This window comes from Streptomyces sp. NBC_00414 (genome assembly GCF_036038375.1).
GTDB lineage: Bacteria > Actinomycetota > Actinomycetes > Streptomycetales > Streptomycetaceae > Streptomyces.
The window spans coordinates 6959223-6974249 of record NZ_CP107935.1; the positions used below are offsets into that span (position 1 = coordinate 6959223).

The 15027-nt window shown below is 72.7% G+C and carries 14 protein-coding genes; 7 read left to right on the forward strand and 7 right to left on the reverse strand.

Annotated features, from left to right (window positions below; all coding sequences use genetic code 11):
• From OHS59_RS30250 to OHS59_RS30260, 3 genes are all read left to right on the forward strand, one after another.
• A complete protein-coding gene (locus OHS59_RS30250) occupies positions 1 to 1380 on the forward strand; it encodes a sensor histidine kinase (RefSeq protein WP_328496509.1) in 1380 nt (459 codons plus the stop codon).
• Between the two features lie 44 nt (positions 1381 to 1424).
• Positions 1425 to 2075: a response regulator transcription factor gene (locus OHS59_RS30255; protein ID WP_328496510.1), complete on the forward strand. Its 651-nt coding sequence runs from the start codon at positions 1425 to 1427 to the stop codon at positions 2073 to 2075.
• Between the two features lie 156 nt (positions 2076 to 2231).
• Entirely contained in the window at positions 2232 to 3014 is a 783-nt protein-coding gene (locus OHS59_RS30260; RefSeq protein ID WP_328496511.1) for a sulfite exporter TauE/SafE family protein, read from the forward strand.
• Positions 3015 to 3081: 67 nt separating this feature from the next.
• Here OHS59_RS30260 and OHS59_RS30265 read toward each other — a convergent pair whose 3' ends face one another.
• A complete protein-coding gene (locus OHS59_RS30265; RefSeq protein WP_328496512.1) occupies positions 3082 to 3729 on the reverse strand; it encodes a class F sortase in 648 nt (215 codons plus the stop codon).
• Positions 3730 to 3911: 182 nt separating this feature from the next.
• Complete coding sequence (locus OHS59_RS30270) at positions 3912 to 4442, reverse strand: hypothetical protein (RefSeq protein ID WP_328496513.1); 531 nt, start codon at positions 4440 to 4442, stop codon at positions 3912 to 3914.
• 351 nt (positions 4443 to 4793) lie between these two features.
• On the opposite strand from OHS59_RS30270, the gene OHS59_RS30275 reads away from it, so the two are divergent.
• Entirely contained in the window at positions 4794 to 5417 is a 624-nt protein-coding gene (locus OHS59_RS30275) for an NADPH-dependent FMN reductase (RefSeq protein WP_328496514.1), read from the forward strand.
• Between the two features lie 13 nt (positions 5418 to 5430).
• Here the strand turns inward: OHS59_RS30275 and OHS59_RS30280 are convergent, their stop codons facing one another.
• Both OHS59_RS30280 and OHS59_RS30285 read right to left on the reverse strand, forming a co-directional pair.
• Entirely contained in the window at positions 5431 to 6336 is a 906-nt protein-coding gene (locus OHS59_RS30280; RefSeq protein ID WP_328496515.1) for an aminoglycoside phosphotransferase family protein, read from the reverse strand.
• Positions 6337 to 6447: 111 nt separating this feature from the next.
• Positions 6448 to 8100 (reverse strand): M4 family metallopeptidase, encoded by a 1653-nt coding sequence (locus OHS59_RS30285; RefSeq protein ID WP_328496516.1) that lies wholly within the window; start codon positions 8098 to 8100, stop codon positions 6448 to 6450.
• A gap of 163 nt (positions 8101 to 8263) precedes the next feature.
• On the opposite strand from OHS59_RS30285, the gene OHS59_RS30290 reads away from it, so the two are divergent.
• On the forward strand, positions 8264 to 8683 hold the full coding sequence (locus OHS59_RS30290) for a gamma-glutamylcyclotransferase family protein (protein WP_328496517.1): 420 nt from the start codon (positions 8264 to 8266) through the stop codon (positions 8681 to 8683).
• A gap of 136 nt (positions 8684 to 8819) precedes the next feature.
• Here OHS59_RS30290 and OHS59_RS30295 read toward each other — a convergent pair whose 3' ends face one another.
• The 3 genes from OHS59_RS30295 to OHS59_RS30305 form a co-directional block, all read right to left on the reverse strand.
• On the reverse strand, positions 8820 to 10952 hold the full coding sequence (locus OHS59_RS30295; protein WP_328496518.1) for a molybdopterin oxidoreductase family protein: 2133 nt from the start codon (positions 10950 to 10952) through the stop codon (positions 8820 to 8822).
• A gap of 256 nt (positions 10953 to 11208) precedes the next feature.
• Entirely contained in the window at positions 11209 to 11511 is a 303-nt protein-coding gene (locus OHS59_RS30300) for a hypothetical protein (RefSeq protein WP_328496519.1), read from the reverse strand.
• Between the two features lie 153 nt (positions 11512 to 11664).
• The gene (locus OHS59_RS30305; RefSeq protein ID WP_328496520.1) at positions 11665 to 12381 is read right to left on the reverse strand and encodes a SanA/YdcF family protein; all 717 of its coding nucleotides are present in this window, start codon (positions 12379 to 12381) and stop codon (positions 11665 to 11667) included.
• 190 nt (positions 12382 to 12571) lie between these two features.
• Between OHS59_RS30305 and OHS59_RS30310 the strand changes: the two genes are divergently transcribed.
• Both OHS59_RS30310 and OHS59_RS30315 read left to right on the forward strand, forming a co-directional pair.
• On the forward strand, positions 12572 to 13363 hold the full coding sequence (locus OHS59_RS30310; protein WP_328496521.1) for a sirohydrochlorin chelatase: 792 nt from the start codon (positions 12572 to 12574) through the stop codon (positions 13361 to 13363).
• A gap of 228 nt (positions 13364 to 13591) precedes the next feature.
• Positions 13592 to 14980, forward strand: a complete 1389-nt coding sequence (locus OHS59_RS30315) for a deoxyguanosinetriphosphate triphosphohydrolase (RefSeq protein ID WP_328496522.1) — start codon at positions 13592 to 13594, stop codon at positions 14978 to 14980.
• The last annotated feature ends 47 nt before the right edge of the window (positions 14981 to 15027 follow it).

Sequence of the window (15027 nt, forward strand, 5' to 3'; positions counted from 1 at the left end):
ATGCCTGATCCCAGGTCCACGCGCCGCCCGGCTGTCCGCCGCCCGGTCGTCCGGCGGCGGGTCACGCGCGGCCCGCTCGCCGCCTTCGCGGTCACGGCCGCCCGGCGCCCGCTCGCCGCCTTCCGGCCGCGCGCCCTCGCCACCCTCCTCTACGCGCTGATCGCGCTCCCGCTCGCCCTCGTCGGCTGCCTGCTGACCCTCGCGGGGCTGCTCGTCGGCGGGGTCCTGTCCGTGACCACGCTCGGGCTGTGGGTCCTCGCGCTGACCGTGCGGGGCGCGCTCGCGCTCGGCGCGCTCCAACGGGCCCTCGCGCGCCGCCTGCTGCACCTGGCGATCGAGGAACCGCCCGCGCCCGGAGCGCACGGGGCAGACGGCGCGCACGGTGTACTCGGCCGGCGCCGGGCCCTGCTCCTCGGCCGGGCCGGCTGGCGTGCGGTCGGCTGCGCGCTCGGCGCGCCCGTCACGGCGGTGCTCGCGTACGCGGCGGCCCTCGGCGCGTACGGCTACGGAACCCAGTCGGCCCTCCACCCCCTCCTCAAGAGGTGGAACCACCACACGGTGCGCGACGGGGACTCCGTACGGCACGTGTCGCTCGAAGTCCTCGGCTTCCAGCTGGACTCCTGGCCCCGCTGGCTGATCCCGGTGGCCGTGGGTCTCCTGCTCCTGTCGGCCGCGCCCTGGCTGATGCGCCATGCCCTCGCCCCGCACCGCCTGCTGCTCGCCGCCACGCTCGGCCCGAGTGCGGCGGACCGCCGTATCCGCACCCTGGAGGAGACGCGCGCCCAGGCAGTGGACGACGCGGCGGCCACCCTCCGCCGGATCGAGCGCGACCTGCACGACGGGACACAGGCCCGGCTCGTAGGGCTCGCGATGCATCTGACGATGATCCGGGAACTGATCGGCGCGGACGCGGACCGCGACCGGCTCCTCACCGTGGTGGACACCGCCCAGGGCAACGCCAAGCAGGCCATCGCCGACCTGCGCCATCTCGTCAAGGGCATCCATCCGCCCGTACTGGACCAGGGCCTCGACACGGCCCTCGCCACCCTCGCGGCGGACGTGGCGCTGCCCGTCGAGGTCGTCACGGACATCGGGGACCGCCCCGCGCCCGCCGTCGAGTCGATCGCCTACTTCTGTGTCGCCGAACTCCTCGCCAACGCGGCCAAGCACAGCGGGGCGCCGCACGCCACGGTGAAGGTGACCGCACGCGCCGGGCTGCTCGGACTCACCGTCCGGGACGAGGGCCGCGGGGGAGCGGCGATCGGCGCGGGCTCGGGGCTCACCGGCCTGCTGACCCGGGTACGGACCGTGGACGGCACGCTCACCTGCGACAGCCCGCCGGGAGGGCCTACCGTGGTCACGGTCGAGCTGCCGTACTGAACCCGCCTGCCGTACCGGGCCCGTCCACTGTCGAAGAGGGGCACATGCGCGTTGTCATCGCCGAGGACTCCGCCCTCCTGCGCGACGGCCTGGCGCAGCTCCTGCAGCTGCGGGGCGTGGAGGTCGCCGCGGCCGTCGGGGACGCCGACGCGCTGCTGACCGCCGTGGCCGAGCACCGCCCGGACGCCGCCGTCGTCGACATCCGGATGCCTCCGACCCAGACGGACGAGGGGATCAGGGCGGCGGTACGGCTGCGCGCGGACCACCCCACCACGGGGGTGCTGATCTTCTCCCAGTACGTCGAGACGAAGTACGCGGCCCAGCTCCTGGGCACCAGCCCGGGCGGTGTCGGCTACCTCCTCAAGGAGCGTGTCGTCGACATCGCCGAGTTCGTGGACGCGCTGGAGCGGATCGCCGCCGGCGGGACCGCCCTCGACCCCGAGGTGGTCGCCCAGCTCTTCGGCGCGAGCCGCCGCGCCACCGCCCTGGACGCCCTCACGCCCCGCGAACGCGAAGTGCTCGCGTCGATGGCCGAGGGGCGTACGAACCACGCGATCGCCGCGTCCTTCACCGTCTCGGAACGGGCCGTGGAGAAACACATCGCCAACATCTTCACCAAGCTCGGCCTGCCGCCCTCCGACACCCAGAACCGGCGGGTGCTCGCGGTCCTGCGCTACCTGGAGACGACGGGCTGATCTGCGGCCTGCGGCCTGTCGTCCGCCGCCTGTCGTCTGCCGTCTGCCGTTTGCCGTCTGCCGTCCGCGGGGCCGGGGGCCCGGGAAGCTCAGAAGACCCTCAAGATTCACAGAATTCATGGACGGCACATCTATCTCGTCCATAAGGTCGCGATCATGCCCGACATATCGCTGACCATGGTCGTCGTCCTGTGCCTCGCCGCTCTCGCGGCGGGCTGGATCGACGCGGTCGTGGGCGGCGGCGGACTGCTCCTCCTCCCCGCGCTGCTGCTCGGACTGCCGAACTCGGGCTCGGCGGCCCAGTACGCGCTCGGCACCAACAAGGCCGTGGCGATCGTCGGGACGACGGGCGCGGCGGTGACGTACGCCCGCAAGGCGCCCGTGGACGTCCGCACGGCGGTGCGCATCGGTCTCGCGGCGCTGGCCGGATCCACCGGCGGGGCGTTCGTGGCCGCCGGGATGAGCACCGAGATCCTTAAGCCGGTCGTGATGGTCGTCCTGCTCGGCGTCGGCACCTTCGTGATCATGAAGCCCGCCTTCGGTACGGCGCCCTCGACCGAACCGGTCACGCCGCGCCGCGTCCTCGCCGCGATCGGGCTCGCGGGCCTGGGCATCGGCTTCTACGACGGGCTGGTCGGCCCCGGCACGGGTACGTTCCTGGTGCTCGCCCTGACCGCGCTGCTGCACCTCGACCTCGTGACGGCCTCCGCCACCGCGAAGATCGTCAACTGCTGCACGAACGCGGGCGCGCTGGCCACCTTCGCCTGGAAGGGCACGGTCTTCTGGCAGCTGGCCGCCCTGATGGCGGTGTTCAACCTCGTCGGCGGGATGTTCGGCGCGCACACCGCGCTCAAGAAGGGCAGCGGGTTCGTGCGGGGCGTGCTGCTGACGGTGGTGTTCGCGCTGGTGGCGAAACTGGCGTACGACTTCTGGCTCTGAGCCGCGCCCGCTTCTGGCCCTGAGCCACGCCTGCTCACGGCTCTGGGCCCCGCCGGCCCGCTGACGATCAGGGGCGGCGGTTGCCCTTGTCGCCCGGTCGGCTGCCCGTGAGGTGGGCGAAGACGACCACGTTGCCCTGGTAGCCGGTGACCGCCGAGTAGCCGCCCCCACAGGTGATCACGCGCAGCTCCGGGCGCCCGGCGGCCCCGTACACCTTCTCGTCCGGGAAGTCGCGGGCGTCGTACACCTCGACCGCGTCGACGGAGAACAGGGCGACACCGCCGTCCCGGCGCCCGACCTCGATCGTGCTGCCCTTCTTGAGGGCGCCGAGCCGGTAGAAGACGGCGGGGCCCTCGGCGTTGTCGACATGGCCGGCGACGATCGCGGTGCCCTTCTCGCCGGGCGCGGTACCGGCCTCGTACCAGCCGGCGAGGTTCTTCCTGGCGGCCGGCGGCACGTCGAGGCTGCCCTGCGGGGAGAGGCCGAGGCCCATCAGCGGGGCGTCCACCCGGATCGAGGGGATCCGGACGCGGTCGGGCGGCGAGTGCGGCAGCGCGTCGGCCGCGGGCCGGTCCACATGGCCGCCCGCACGGGCCTGCGCGGCCGACGGCTGCGGCGGCGCGTGCGTCTTCGTGCCACTGTGCAGCAGCCAGGCCCCGCACAGCAGCGCGACGAGGGTGGCGGCGGCTATCGAGACATTGCTGAACGGACGCACCTGAGCCCCCTCTCCCGGAACTCCCGGACGGTTCGGTACTTCTGAAGCGCTTCAGTACTTCTGGAACGGTCCGGTACTCCTGTGACGGTCGTACGGGTCCCGCGTCCCCCTCCGGGCCGCGAGGGGCGTCGGGCCAGGAGGGGGAGGGGACGGCGGTACCGGTGGACAGCGGAGGGTGTCCGTCAGATCCCGTCGCCTCTCGCCCGGCGATGCAGGAGCCAGGTACCGCCCGCGGCGGCGACGGCCAGGGCGGCCACTCCCGCCGCGGTCTGCACGGGGTCGGGTCCGAGTGCGCCGCCGACCCCCGTCTTCACACTTCCTCGCGGGTGGACCTGCGTCTGCGGCCTGCTCTCCTGGGTGGAGGTGAGCGTGACCACCAGGTCACCCGTCATCCGCGTGCCGCTCGAACAGCGCACGACGATCTCGTACGTGCCGGGCTGCGCGGACGGCGGCACCTCGAACCGTCCGACCGCGTCACCCTCGTGCGCGCTGGGGATCAGCGCGAAGCCGCCCGCGCCGACGGCCCCGGCGTCACCGGTCACCGCGTCGTCGGCCTCGCACGACGCCGTGTTCACCGTGACCTCGGCGCCGGGCGCGACGGCGCCCGGATACAGCTCGATGGACCCCGTGCCCGCCCCGTACGCGGGTGCCGCGCAGAGGGCCGCCGAGGCGACGGCGAGCGCGGTACCGGTCAGCAGGCGGGCTGTGCGCATCGTGCTTGCTCCTCCGAGAGGGCGCGGCCCGCGACACCGCCATGTGTCGCTGCGTCGGTCACGCCCCTGCCCTACCGAGGTAAGTGGCAGTCGAGGGCCCACGCCTCCTGATGGCACGTCAGAAATGATGTGAACGGGTGTCAGGTGGGGGATCCACTGTGCCGTTCCGGCGACGTTTCAGCAGGTCACCGGCGTGTCGGCGGCGCCTCGGCAAAAAGAACCCGAAGGCGGCGGGCGGCACGTGTGAACGGGTGACCGGCTCCTTTCGGCACCGGCGTCCGGCACCGGCGTCCGGTGTCGGAGTGACGTCGGCTTGACCTCAAGTTTGCTTGAGGTGTGAGGCTCGGTCCCATGAACCCCACAGCGAACCCCACGGTGGACGCCTCCGCCTCCCTCCCCGCGCCCGTCAAGGTCGCCGTCATCGTCGGCAGCAACAGGGAGGGCCGCTTCGGTCCGGTCGTCGCGGAATGGCTCCTCGGCCGGCTCCGCGAACGCGACGACCTCACGGCCGAGGTGGTCGACACGGCCGATACGAGGCTGCCGACGGCCCTCTCCTACTCCCCGTCCCCCGAGGTGACAGCGGAACTGGCGAAGATCACGCCCAAGCTGGCCGCCGCCGACGCCTTCGTGGTCCTGACCCCCGAGTACAACCACTCCTTCCCCGCCTCGCTCAAGGCCCTCATCGACTGGCACTACGAGGAGTGGCGCGCCAAGCCCGTCGGCTTCGTCTCGTACGGCGGGGTCTCGGGCGGTCTGCGCGCCGTCGAACAGCTCCGCCAGGTCTTCGCGGAGCTGCACGCCGTCACCGTCCGCGACACGGTGTCCTTCCACAACGCGGGCGCGTCCTTCGACGACGAGGGCCGGCACCGGGATCCCTCGGCCCCGGACGCGGCGGCGAAGGTGATGCTGGACCAGCTGGCATGGTGGGCGTCGGCGCTACAAGAGGCCAAGGCAGTCCGCCCGTACGGCAGTTGAGACCTCCGGCCTGTCACGCGGTGTCCGTGAGAGCCTCCGTCACCGCCCGGTGGCCCACGGCGGCGAGCACGGGATTGGTGACCCGGTAGTGGTGCTCGGCGGTCAGCCCGAAGTACAGGGCCCAGCCGCGTCCGCGGGCCCAGGTCGCGTCGTCGACGTCGGCGGCCTCGCGGAACAGGGGCCGGGTCCCGGCGTCGAACACGGCCCAGGCGGCGAGTACGTCGGCCGCCGGGTCGCCGGTGCCGAGGCCGCCGAAGTCGATGACCGCGCTGAGCCGGCCGTCCCGGGCCAGCAGATTGCCGGGCAGCAGGTCGCCGTGCAGCCAGACGGGGTCGCCGTCCCACCGGGGCACCCGCAGGGCGCCCTCCCAGGCGGCGGTCACGGCGCTCCCGTCCAGCGTGCCGTCCGCACCCAGCTCACGAATCGCTGCCCGGACGTGCTCGTCGTCGGTGAGAGGCCCGCCCCGCCAGGACGGCGGCCCACCGACAGTGTCTACTCTCCGCAACGCCGCGACGAACCGCCCCAACTCAACCGCGGCATGCGCGAGTTCGGCGCCCTCGCCGAGGGGCTCGTCGTAGACGTTGTGGCCGTCCAGCCAGCGGAACACGCCCCACGGCAGGGCGTACCCCTGCCCGGGCGCGCCCTCGGCGAGCGGCACGGGGACGGCCAGCGGCAGCCGCGGCGCGAGCCTCGGCAGCCACTGCTGCTCCTTCGCCACCTGCCCCGCCCCACCGGGCAACCGCGGCAGCCGTACGACCATGTCCTCGCCGAGCCGGTACATGGCGTTGTCGGTCCCGGCGGACACGACCTGCTTGAGGGCCAGCCCGGCCCAGTCGGGAAACTGCTCCGCGACCAGCCGCCCGACGAGCGCCGCGTCGATGTCGAGTTCGTCGGGGTGCATCTTGGGGGCGGGCGGCATGGGTCTCCGTACTTTTCATCGGGCGGGAGGACAAGGGACAAGGGTGCCCCACGCACGTCGAGTGGCCACCCCGGCCGTGAACCGGGGCGGCCACCAAGACCTCGCGTCGGCTCAGCTCACGGACACCGCGGACCAGGCCGCTCCCACCGCCGTGTACTCCGCGCTCCCGGCCCCGTACAGGTCCTTCGCCGCGTTCAGGGTGGCCGTGCGGGCGCCCGCGTACTTCGTCGACGAGGTCATGTAGACGGTCAGCGCCCGGTACCAGATCGCGCCCAGCTTGGCCTTGCCGATGCCCGTCACCTTCGTGCCGTCGCAGGTCGTGCCGTTGTGGGCGACGCCGCCGATGGTCCTCGGGCCGCTGCCCTCGGCGAGGAGGTACGCGAAGTGGTTGGCGACGCCCGAGGAGTAGTGGACGTCGAGATCGCCGACCGAGGAGGTCCAGCAGTCGGCGGAGTCGCCGTCCTTGGAGGGCTGGTCCATGTAGCGGAGCGCGGAGCGGCCGAAGCCGGACTTCACGATCTTCTCGCCGATCAGCCAGTCCCCGGGGTCCGAGGGGTTGTCGGCGTAGAACTCCACCAGGGTGCCGAAGACGTCGGAGGTCGCCTCGTTGAGGCCGCCGGGCTCGCCCGAGTACGTCAGCGCCGCCGTCTTCGAGGTCACGCCGTGGGACATCTCGTGGCCGCTCACGTCCAGGGACACCAGCGGCCCGAAGGTCGTCCCGTCACCGTCGCCGTACGTCATGCAGAAGCAACCGTCGTCCCAGAAGGCGTTGTTGTAGGCGCTCCCGTAGTGCACACGGTTGTACGAGCCCTTGCCGTCGCCCGCTATCCCGCTGCGGCCGTGGGTGTTCTCGTAGTAGTCCCAGGTGGTGTCGGTGCCGTACTGCGCGTCGACCGCCGCCGAGGCGCGGTCCGAACCGGCCCCGTTTCCCCAGTGGTTGTCGGCGTCGGTGACGACCGGCGCGGCGGCACGCTTGTAGCAGAGGACGAGGATGCAGGAGTCGGTCTTGTTCCGCGTGTCACCCGTGTACGTGTTTCCCCTGGTGGGATCGGTCAGTTGGTAGGCCGAACCGGATTTCGTGGTCTCCAGCGGGACCGTCCCGGCGTAGAGGGAACGGCCGTCGCCGGCCGCCGTCTCGATGCTGTCCCAGGCGTCGACCTGCCTGCCGGTGACGGCGTCGGTGAGGACGACACGGGCCATCGGGTTGCCGAGCGAGTCCTGACCGGCGGCCTCGGTGCGCCAGGCCAGCCGGGGTTTCCCGTGCAGGGCGTCCACGACCAGCCGGGGCTCGGCGGCCACCTTGTGGAGCGTTTCGCCGACGTTCGCGAGGCGCAGTGCGGCGGTGGCGGTTTCGGCCGCCTTCGGGGCCGGGACCGACGGCTCGACGCTCGTGAGGGAGAGCGGACGTGTGGTGGCCCGCTGGGAGCCCCGGTAGTTCCCGTCCGCCGTCAGATGGACCACGAAGTCGCCACCCAGCACCGGCAGCTGACGGTACGTCCGGTCGTAGCGGACGTGCTGGGTGCCGTCCGCGTCGACGATCACGTCACGGGCCTTCGTGCCCTGTTCGGAGGTGAGGCCCAGCCGCGCGGCCTCGTCGGCGATCACCGCCGCGGCGTTGCCGAGCACGGTGTCGCGGCTCGGCCCGTCGGCCGCTCCCGCGCCGGGGGACAGGGCGGCCGCCAGCAGGGTGGTGACCGCCGCGGATATGCCGACCGTGGCGAGGCGCGAGCCCCGGATGTGCCGTGTCCGACTCGTCGAACGCATCGAACTCCTCAAGAAGGCACGCGAAACGCGTGGTGGGGGGAGTGGAGGGTGGGGGGATGCGCATGCCCGCTCAGTTCTAGGTGGCCGGACAGTGTCATGTCCATAGCTGATCAACGGGGGACGTGTGAGGGGTAAGAATCGTTTCTGCAAAGGCCCGGGCACGGTGAGCCGGCTGCCGTTCTTCGTCTACGGGACTCTGCTCCGAGGGGAGGTGAACCACGACGCCTTCCTTCGCGGCCGCACACTCTCGCAGACCCCGGCGACCCTCACGGGCGCGCTGCTGTACGACGGCCCCGGCTACCCGTACGCCGTCGAGACACCCGGGGGCGGGGGAGTGGTGCACGGCGAACTCGTCACCGCCACCCCCACCGCGTACGCCCAACTCCTGCCCGCACTCGACCGGTTGGAGGAGTACACCCCGGGCGACCCGACGAACCTCTACGAACGCGTGGCAAGAGACGTGACACGGACGACGGACGGCGCACACGTACGGGCCTGGGTGTACGTCGCCGCCCCAGCGACAGCGACGCGACTAAGGGCGAACGGCAACCCCATCAGAACCGGCAACTGGCGCCCCACCTAGGGGCGCGGGGAACGGCGCAGTCTTTTGTTTTTGGGGGCGCGGGGAACGGCGCAATCTTTCGCCTTCAGGGGCGCGGGGAACGGCGCGACCGGCCACACCCGACCCGCAGCACCCCACCCACCTCAGCCCACCCCGCCTACACTCCCACCCGCTCCAAACGAACGGCGCAAGCCTTGAACTCCGGCATCCGGGACACCGGATCAAGCGCCGGATTGGTCAACGTGTTGGCCCGCCCCTCCCCCGGCCAGTGAAACGGCATGAACACCGTGTCGTCCCGAATCGCGGTGGTGATCCGCGCGGGCGCAACCGCCCGCCCCCGCCGCGACACCACGGCAAGAGGCTCCCCCTCCACCGCCCCCAGCCGCTCGGCCAGCCGGGGATGCAGCTCCACGAACGGACCGGGCGCGGCGGCGTTCAGTTCGTCGACCCGCCGGGTCTGCGCACCCGACTGGTACTGCGAGACGACCCGCCCCGTGGTGAGCAGTACCGGATACTCGTCGTCCGGCTCCTCCGCCAGCGGCCGATGGCTCACGGCGACGAACCGGGCGCGCCCGTCGGGGGTGGCGAACCGGTCGAGGAACAGCCGGGGCGTACCGGGATGCACCCCGCCCGCACCGGCGCCGGCGGCGAGCCCCGTCGGGCCACCGGCCTCCTCAGCGGGGCACGGCCAGAACACCCCGTTCTCCTCCGCCAGCCGCCGGTACGTGATCCCCGAGTAGTCGGCGGGCCCACCCGCGCTCGCCCGGCGCAGCTCCTCGAAGACCTCCTCCGGGTCCGTGGGGAAGCCCTTCTCCACGCCCAGCCGGGCGGCCAGTTCACGCATGACGTACAGATCGCTGCGGATGCCGTCCGGCGGCGTGATCGCCTGCTTGCGCAGCAGCACGCGGCCCTCCAGGTTGGTCGTCGTGCCCGTCTCCTCGGCCCACTGGGTGACGGGGAGCACGACATCGGCCAGCTCCGCGGTCTCCGACAGCACCACGTCGGCGACGGCCAGGAAGTCCAGCGACCGCAGCCGTTCCTCGACGTGGGCGGCCCGGGGTGCGGACACCACCGGGTTCGAGGCCATCACGAGCAGCGAGCGGATGTCCGTACCCATGGCGTCGAGCAACTCGTACGCGCTGCGGCCGGGCCCCGGCAGCGAGTCGGGGTCGACGCCCCAGACCTCGGCGACGTGCCGCCGCGCCGCCGGGTCGTCGAGCTTGCGGTAGCCGGGCAACTGGTCGGCCTTCTGTCCGTGTTCGCGCCCGCCCTGCCCGTTGCCCTGCCCGGTGAGACACCCGTACCCGGAGAAGGGCCGGCCCGCACGCCCGGTCGCCAGGCAGAGGTTGATCCACGCGCCGACCGTGTCCGTGCCCTTGGACTGCTGCTCGGGCCCTCGCGCGGTGAGCACCATCGCGGACTCCGGCTCGCAGAACATCCGCACGGTCTCACGGAGTTGGGGAACGGACACCCCCGTGATCCGCTCCACGTACTCGGGCCAGTGCGCCATCGCCGCGGCCCGCGCCTCCTCCCAGCCGCTCGTGCGCTCATGGATGTACGCCTCGTCCGTACGGCCTTCCGCCACCACCAGGTGCAACAGGCCGAGCGCCAGGGCGAGATCGGTACCCGGGCGGGGCGCCAGATGCAGATCGGCCTGTTCGGCGGTACGGGTGCGGCGCGGATCGATGACGATCAACGTGCCGCCGTTCTCCTTCAGTTCCGTGAGATAGCGCAGCGCGGGCGGCATGGTCTCGGCGAGATTCGAGCCTACGAGGATCACACACCCCGTCCTCGGGATGTCCTCCAGCGGGAAGGGCAGCCCCCGGTCCAGGCCGAAGGCCCTGATGCCGCCGGCCGCCGCGGACGACATGCAGAAGCGTCCGTTGTAGTCGATCTGCGAGGTGCCGAGCGCGACCCGGGCGAACTTGCCGAGCGTGTACGCCTTCTCGTTGGTCAGCCCGCCCCCGCCGAAGACCCCGCACGCGTCCGGGCCATGCTCCGTACGCGTGCGGGACAGCCCCTCGGCGATCCGGTCGAGCGCCTCGTCCCAGCCGGCCGGCCGCAGCTCGCCGTCCGTGCGGACCAGCGGGGAGGTCAGCCGCACCCGGGACGAGAGCAGCGCGGGCGCGGTACGGCCCTTGCCGCACAGGGCGCCCCGGTTCACCGGGAAGTCGGTGCGTTCCGTCACCTCGACCACGCTGCCGCCGTCGCCGTCCGGCACGGGCGTCAGGTTCATGCCGCACTGCAGCGCGCAGTACGGGCAGTGGGTGGGCGTCACGGGGGTCTGCATACCGTTCAGCGTGCGTCGGGCGTGTTACGCGGCACGACGCACCCCGTTACGCGACAGGCAACGGGACCTCCCCGCCGGAACCGGCCGACCGTGAGGGCGCCCGCATGAGGAGGGACGGCGGGCCGGGAGCACCCGCCAGTGCTCCCGCCCCGCAGCCCGCCCGGAGACCGCGCTCACCCGGTCGCGCTCACCCGGTCGGGCACGCGCGGCCACGCGCACCCGGCCCGGCACGCCCGATCCGCTCGCGCGGCCCCGCTCAGCACTCGTACGCGTAGTACGGCTCGTCGCCCGCCTCCAGGCCGATGCGGGCGACCGCGCCGGGTCCGATCTGGATACAGCTGGGGTCCCACCCGTCGACTTCGACAGTGGCGGAGATCGTGTGGCCGCACGCGTTGTGGATGTCGGCGTATCCCCAGCCGGAGCCGACGAGCTTGGCGCACCCCGGCTCCTTCAGCGACGCGCCGTCGTCGCCCGCCGAGGCGGTCGTCACGGCACCCGTCACCGACAGCAGAGCGGCGGCCGTGGCGGCGACGAAGGCGGTACGAAGTCCAGTCATCATGTGTCCTTTCGACAGGCCCGGTTGAGGTCCGGGCCGCTGAAAAAGACACTATCCGTAGTCAGTTGACTACAGAACGCTGCGAAGCCGCTTTCACGCGGCAGGGTGAGAGGTCCCCGTCAAACCCGTCGCCCCGCGTGATGTCCGTCTCGTCGACTATCGGCCACCGGCTGCCAACGCCCTTTGCACGCCCGGCTCTTGGGGCCCCAGGAACATGGGATCCGGCTCGAACACCGCGTCCAGGAGCGCCTTGCCCGCCGCGACCACCTCGCGGGCTCCGCCGTAGTACCAGGTGGTGTCGTGCACGGCGTCCACCCCGACCCCGTACGACTCGACGCCCGCCTCCTGGCACAGCGCGACCGCCCGCCGGATGTGGAAGCCCTGGCTGATCAGCACCGCCTCGTCCACCCCGAAGATCTTCTTGGCCCGGACGCAGGAGTCCCAGGTGTCGAAGCCGGCGTAGTCGCTGACGATCCGCCCGTCGGGCACGCCCCGCTTCGTGAGGTAGGCGCGCATGGCGTCCGGCTCGTCGTAGTCCTCGCGGCTGTTGTCGCCGGTGACCAGGACGACCTGGATACGGCCGGACCGGTAGAGACCGGCCGCCGCGTCCAGCCGGTGCGCGAGGTACGGCGACGGCTCGCCCCGCCACAGTCCGGCCCCGAAGACGACCGCGACCTCGGTGCGCGGCACGTCCGCCGCCGTGCGCAGCCGGTCGTCCGCGACCGTGAACATCCAGGTGGCCGGAAGCAGTGCGAGCACGCACCCGGCCATCACGGCCTGTACGGCACGGCGCTGCCCGGTACGGGTGCGCGGCAGCCGCGGTCTCAAGAACTCCGGCAGTCGCGGCGGTCGCGGACGTCTCGGACGACGCATGGGACGGTCCCTCCCCGGGGTGGCCTCTCTCCGGGAGACGCGGCACACGGCCGTCCGGTTCACTGCGTGTCATTCCGTGCCACCTTCTTCACGGCACCTCACACCGCCCCGCACCCGACCGTGAAGCCCTGGAAAAGACCCGTCACCGCCGCGCAACGGGGTGGCAACCTCGTACCCGCACCCTTGACGCATGACGGCGCACCTCATGAACCGGAACAGAAGTCGGCTCGGCACCCGGCGTCCCGCCCCGCCCGCGCTCGTCCTGGTGGGCCACGGCAGCCGCGACCCGCGTGCCCTGAGCACGGTACGGACCCTGATGGAGCGGATCCGCGAGCTGCGCCCCGGCCTGCCCGTGCGCCTCGGGCACATCGAGCTGAACGAACCCCTGCTGCCCGACACCCTCGCCTCCCTCGGCACCGGCGACGCGGTTCTCGTACCGCTGCTGCTGAGCCGCGGCCACCACGTCAAGCGGGACATCCCCGAGGCGGCCGCCGCCTCGCGGGCGCGTACCCGGGTCGCCGCGCCGCTCGGCCCGCACCCGCTGCTCGTCGAGACGCTGCACACGCGGCTGGTCGAGGCGGGCTGGCGCGCGCCGGACGCCGCCGGGCGCCGGACGAGCGGGGTCGTGCTCGCCGCTGCCGGCTCGCGCGACCCCGACGCCGCCGTCGACACCCGCCGCACCGCGGAGCTGCTCGCCGAGCGCCTGGGCGTGCCCGTCGTACCCGCCTACGCCTCCGCCGCGGCGCCCACGGTCGCGGACGCCGTGCGCGCGTTCGCAGAGAGAGGCCGCCACCACATCGCCGTGGCCTCGTACTTCACGGCCCCCGGCCGCTTCTCGACGGAGTGCGCGGCGGCGGCCCCGGGCCCGGCGGCGTCCCCCCTGGGCGCCCACCCGTCCATGGCCCGCCTGACCCTCCACCGCTACGACCAGGCAATGGCCACCCCGACCCCCACCCACCACCCTCTGGCCGCCACCGCCTAGAAACACGCACCCGGAGGCCGCGTGCAGCCCAGGGGCGCACGCTCAGGGGCGCGGGGAACGGCGCAATCTTTTGTCTTGAGGGGCGCGGGGAACGGCGCAGTCTTTCAGGGGCGCGGGGAACGGCGCGACAAGCCAAGACGAACCCGCACCCGCCCGCCGCCCGCCGGCAGACGCGCAGACGCAAACCCCCACGCCCCAATTGTCAGCGCCGCCGCTTACTGTCAAGACATGGAAGGCACCAGCACCGACCCCACCAGCACCCAACAGCCGTACGAGCCCCAGACCCCACCCCCCTCCTACGACCCCACGTCAGTGGCCCGCTGGGCCACCGAGCCGGACAAACGCCCAGGCCGCACCGCCTTCCAGCGAGACCGCGCCCGCGTACTGCACAGCTCCGCCCTGCGCCGCCTCGCAGGCAAGACCCAGGTCGTCACCCCCGGCACCCGCAGCCACATCTGGGACGCCAGCCCCCGCACCCGCCTGACCCACTCCCTGGAGTGCGCCCAGGTCGGCCGCGAGCTGGGCGCCGCCCTCGGCTGCGACCCCGACCTCGTCGAGGCGGCCTGCCTCTCCCACGACCTGGGCCACCCCCCGTTCGGGCACAACGGGGAACAGGCGCTGAACGAGTTCGCCGAGGACTGCGGCGGCTTCGAGGGCAACGCCCAGTCGCTCAGACTCCTCACCCGCATCGAGCCCAAGCGCTTCGTGCGCAGCGAGACGATGCCCCCGTCCACCACCGCGAACGGCGGCGGAGCAGGAATCCGGGTCGGCGCAGGCGACGGCCTGATCAGCGTCGGCCTCAACCTCACCCGCGCCGCCCTGGACGCCGCCACGAAGTACCCCTGGCCGCGCGGCGGGCACCCCACCGACCCGGGCTCCCCGAAGTTCGGGGTCTACGACGACGACCGTCCCGTCTTCGACTGGGTCCGCGAGGGCGCCCCCGGCACCCGCACCACCTTCGAGGCGCAGGTCATGGACTGGGCCGACGACGTGGCGTACTCGGTGCACGACGTCGAGGACGGCCTGCACGCGGGCCACATCGACCCCGAGTGCCTGCACGCGGAGTCCGAGCGGCAGGAGATCTTCAAGGTCGCCGTCGGGCGGTACGTCGAGGCGGACACCGACCCCGCCGAGCTGGCGGAGGCCCTCGACCGGCTCCTGGCGCAGGAGTGGTGGCCGCACCGCTACGACGGCTCGGCCGTCGCGCAGGCCCGGCTGAAGGACGCGACCAGCCAGCTCATCGGCCGGTTCTGCCTCGCCGCCGAGGGCGCCACCCGCGCGACGTACGGAGCGGGACGGCTCACGCGCTACGCCGCCGAGCTGGTCGTCCCGCGCGCGGCCCGCCTGGAGTGCGCGGTGCTCAAGGCGGTCGCCGACCGGTACGTCATGCAGCGGGCCGAGCAGGAGCTGCTCCGCGCCGACCAGCGGATCGTCGTCGCAGAGCTGGCCGAGGCGCTCACCGCGCGGGCGCCGGAGGGCCTCGACCCGCAGTTTCGGGCCTTGTTCGACGAGGCGTCCGACGACCGTGCCCGCAAGCGGGTGATCGTCGACCAGATCGCGTCGCTCACGGACGCCGCCGCGCGATCACTGCATGCGAGGCTCAGGGTGCAGGTGTGACGTCCTGAAGGGGCGGACGTGACACTGCGTGGCCTGATCGGGTCACT

Excerpts from the sequence above, each read along its gene's own strand:
- OHS59_RS30260 (WP_328496511.1), top strand. The coding sequence starts at position 2,232 with ATGCCCGACATATCGCTGACCATGGTCGTCGTCCTGTGCCTCGCCGCT.
- OHS59_RS30305 (WP_328496520.1), bottom strand. The coding sequence starts at position 12,381 with ATGCGTCGTCCGAGACGTCCGCGACCGCCGCGACTGCCGGAGTTCTTG.
- OHS59_RS30255 (WP_328496510.1), top strand. The coding sequence starts at position 1,425 with ATGCGCGTTGTCATCGCCGAGGACTCCGCCCTCCTGCGCGACGGCCTG.
- OHS59_RS30300 (WP_328496519.1), bottom strand. The coding sequence starts at position 11,511 with ATGATGACTGGACTTCGTACCGCCTTCGTCGCCGCCACGGCCGCCGCT.
- OHS59_RS30275 (WP_328496514.1), top strand. The coding sequence starts at position 4,794 with ATGAACCCCACAGCGAACCCCACGGTGGACGCCTCCGCCTCCCTCCCC.
- OHS59_RS30315 (WP_328496522.1), top strand. The coding sequence starts at position 13,592 with ATGGAAGGCACCAGCACCGACCCCACCAGCACCCAACAGCCGTACGAG.
- OHS59_RS30310 (WP_328496521.1), top strand. The coding sequence starts at position 12,572 with ATGACGGCGCACCTCATGAACCGGAACAGAAGTCGGCTCGGCACCCGG.
- OHS59_RS30285 (WP_328496516.1), bottom strand. The coding sequence starts at position 8,100 with ATGCGTTCGACGAGTCGGACACGGCACATCCGGGGCTCGCGCCTCGCC.
- OHS59_RS30280 (WP_328496515.1), bottom strand. The coding sequence starts at position 6,336 with ATGCCGCCCGCCCCCAAGATGCACCCCGACGAACTCGACATCGACGCG.
- OHS59_RS30270 (WP_328496513.1), bottom strand. The coding sequence starts at position 4,442 with ATGCGCACAGCCCGCCTGCTGACCGGTACCGCGCTCGCCGTCGCCTCG.
- OHS59_RS30295 (WP_328496518.1), bottom strand. The coding sequence starts at position 10,952 with ATGCAGACCCCCGTGACGCCCACCCACTGCCCGTACTGCGCGCTGCAG.
- OHS59_RS30250 (WP_328496509.1), top strand. The coding sequence starts at position 1 with ATGCCTGATCCCAGGTCCACGCGCCGCCCGGCTGTCCGCCGCCCGGTC.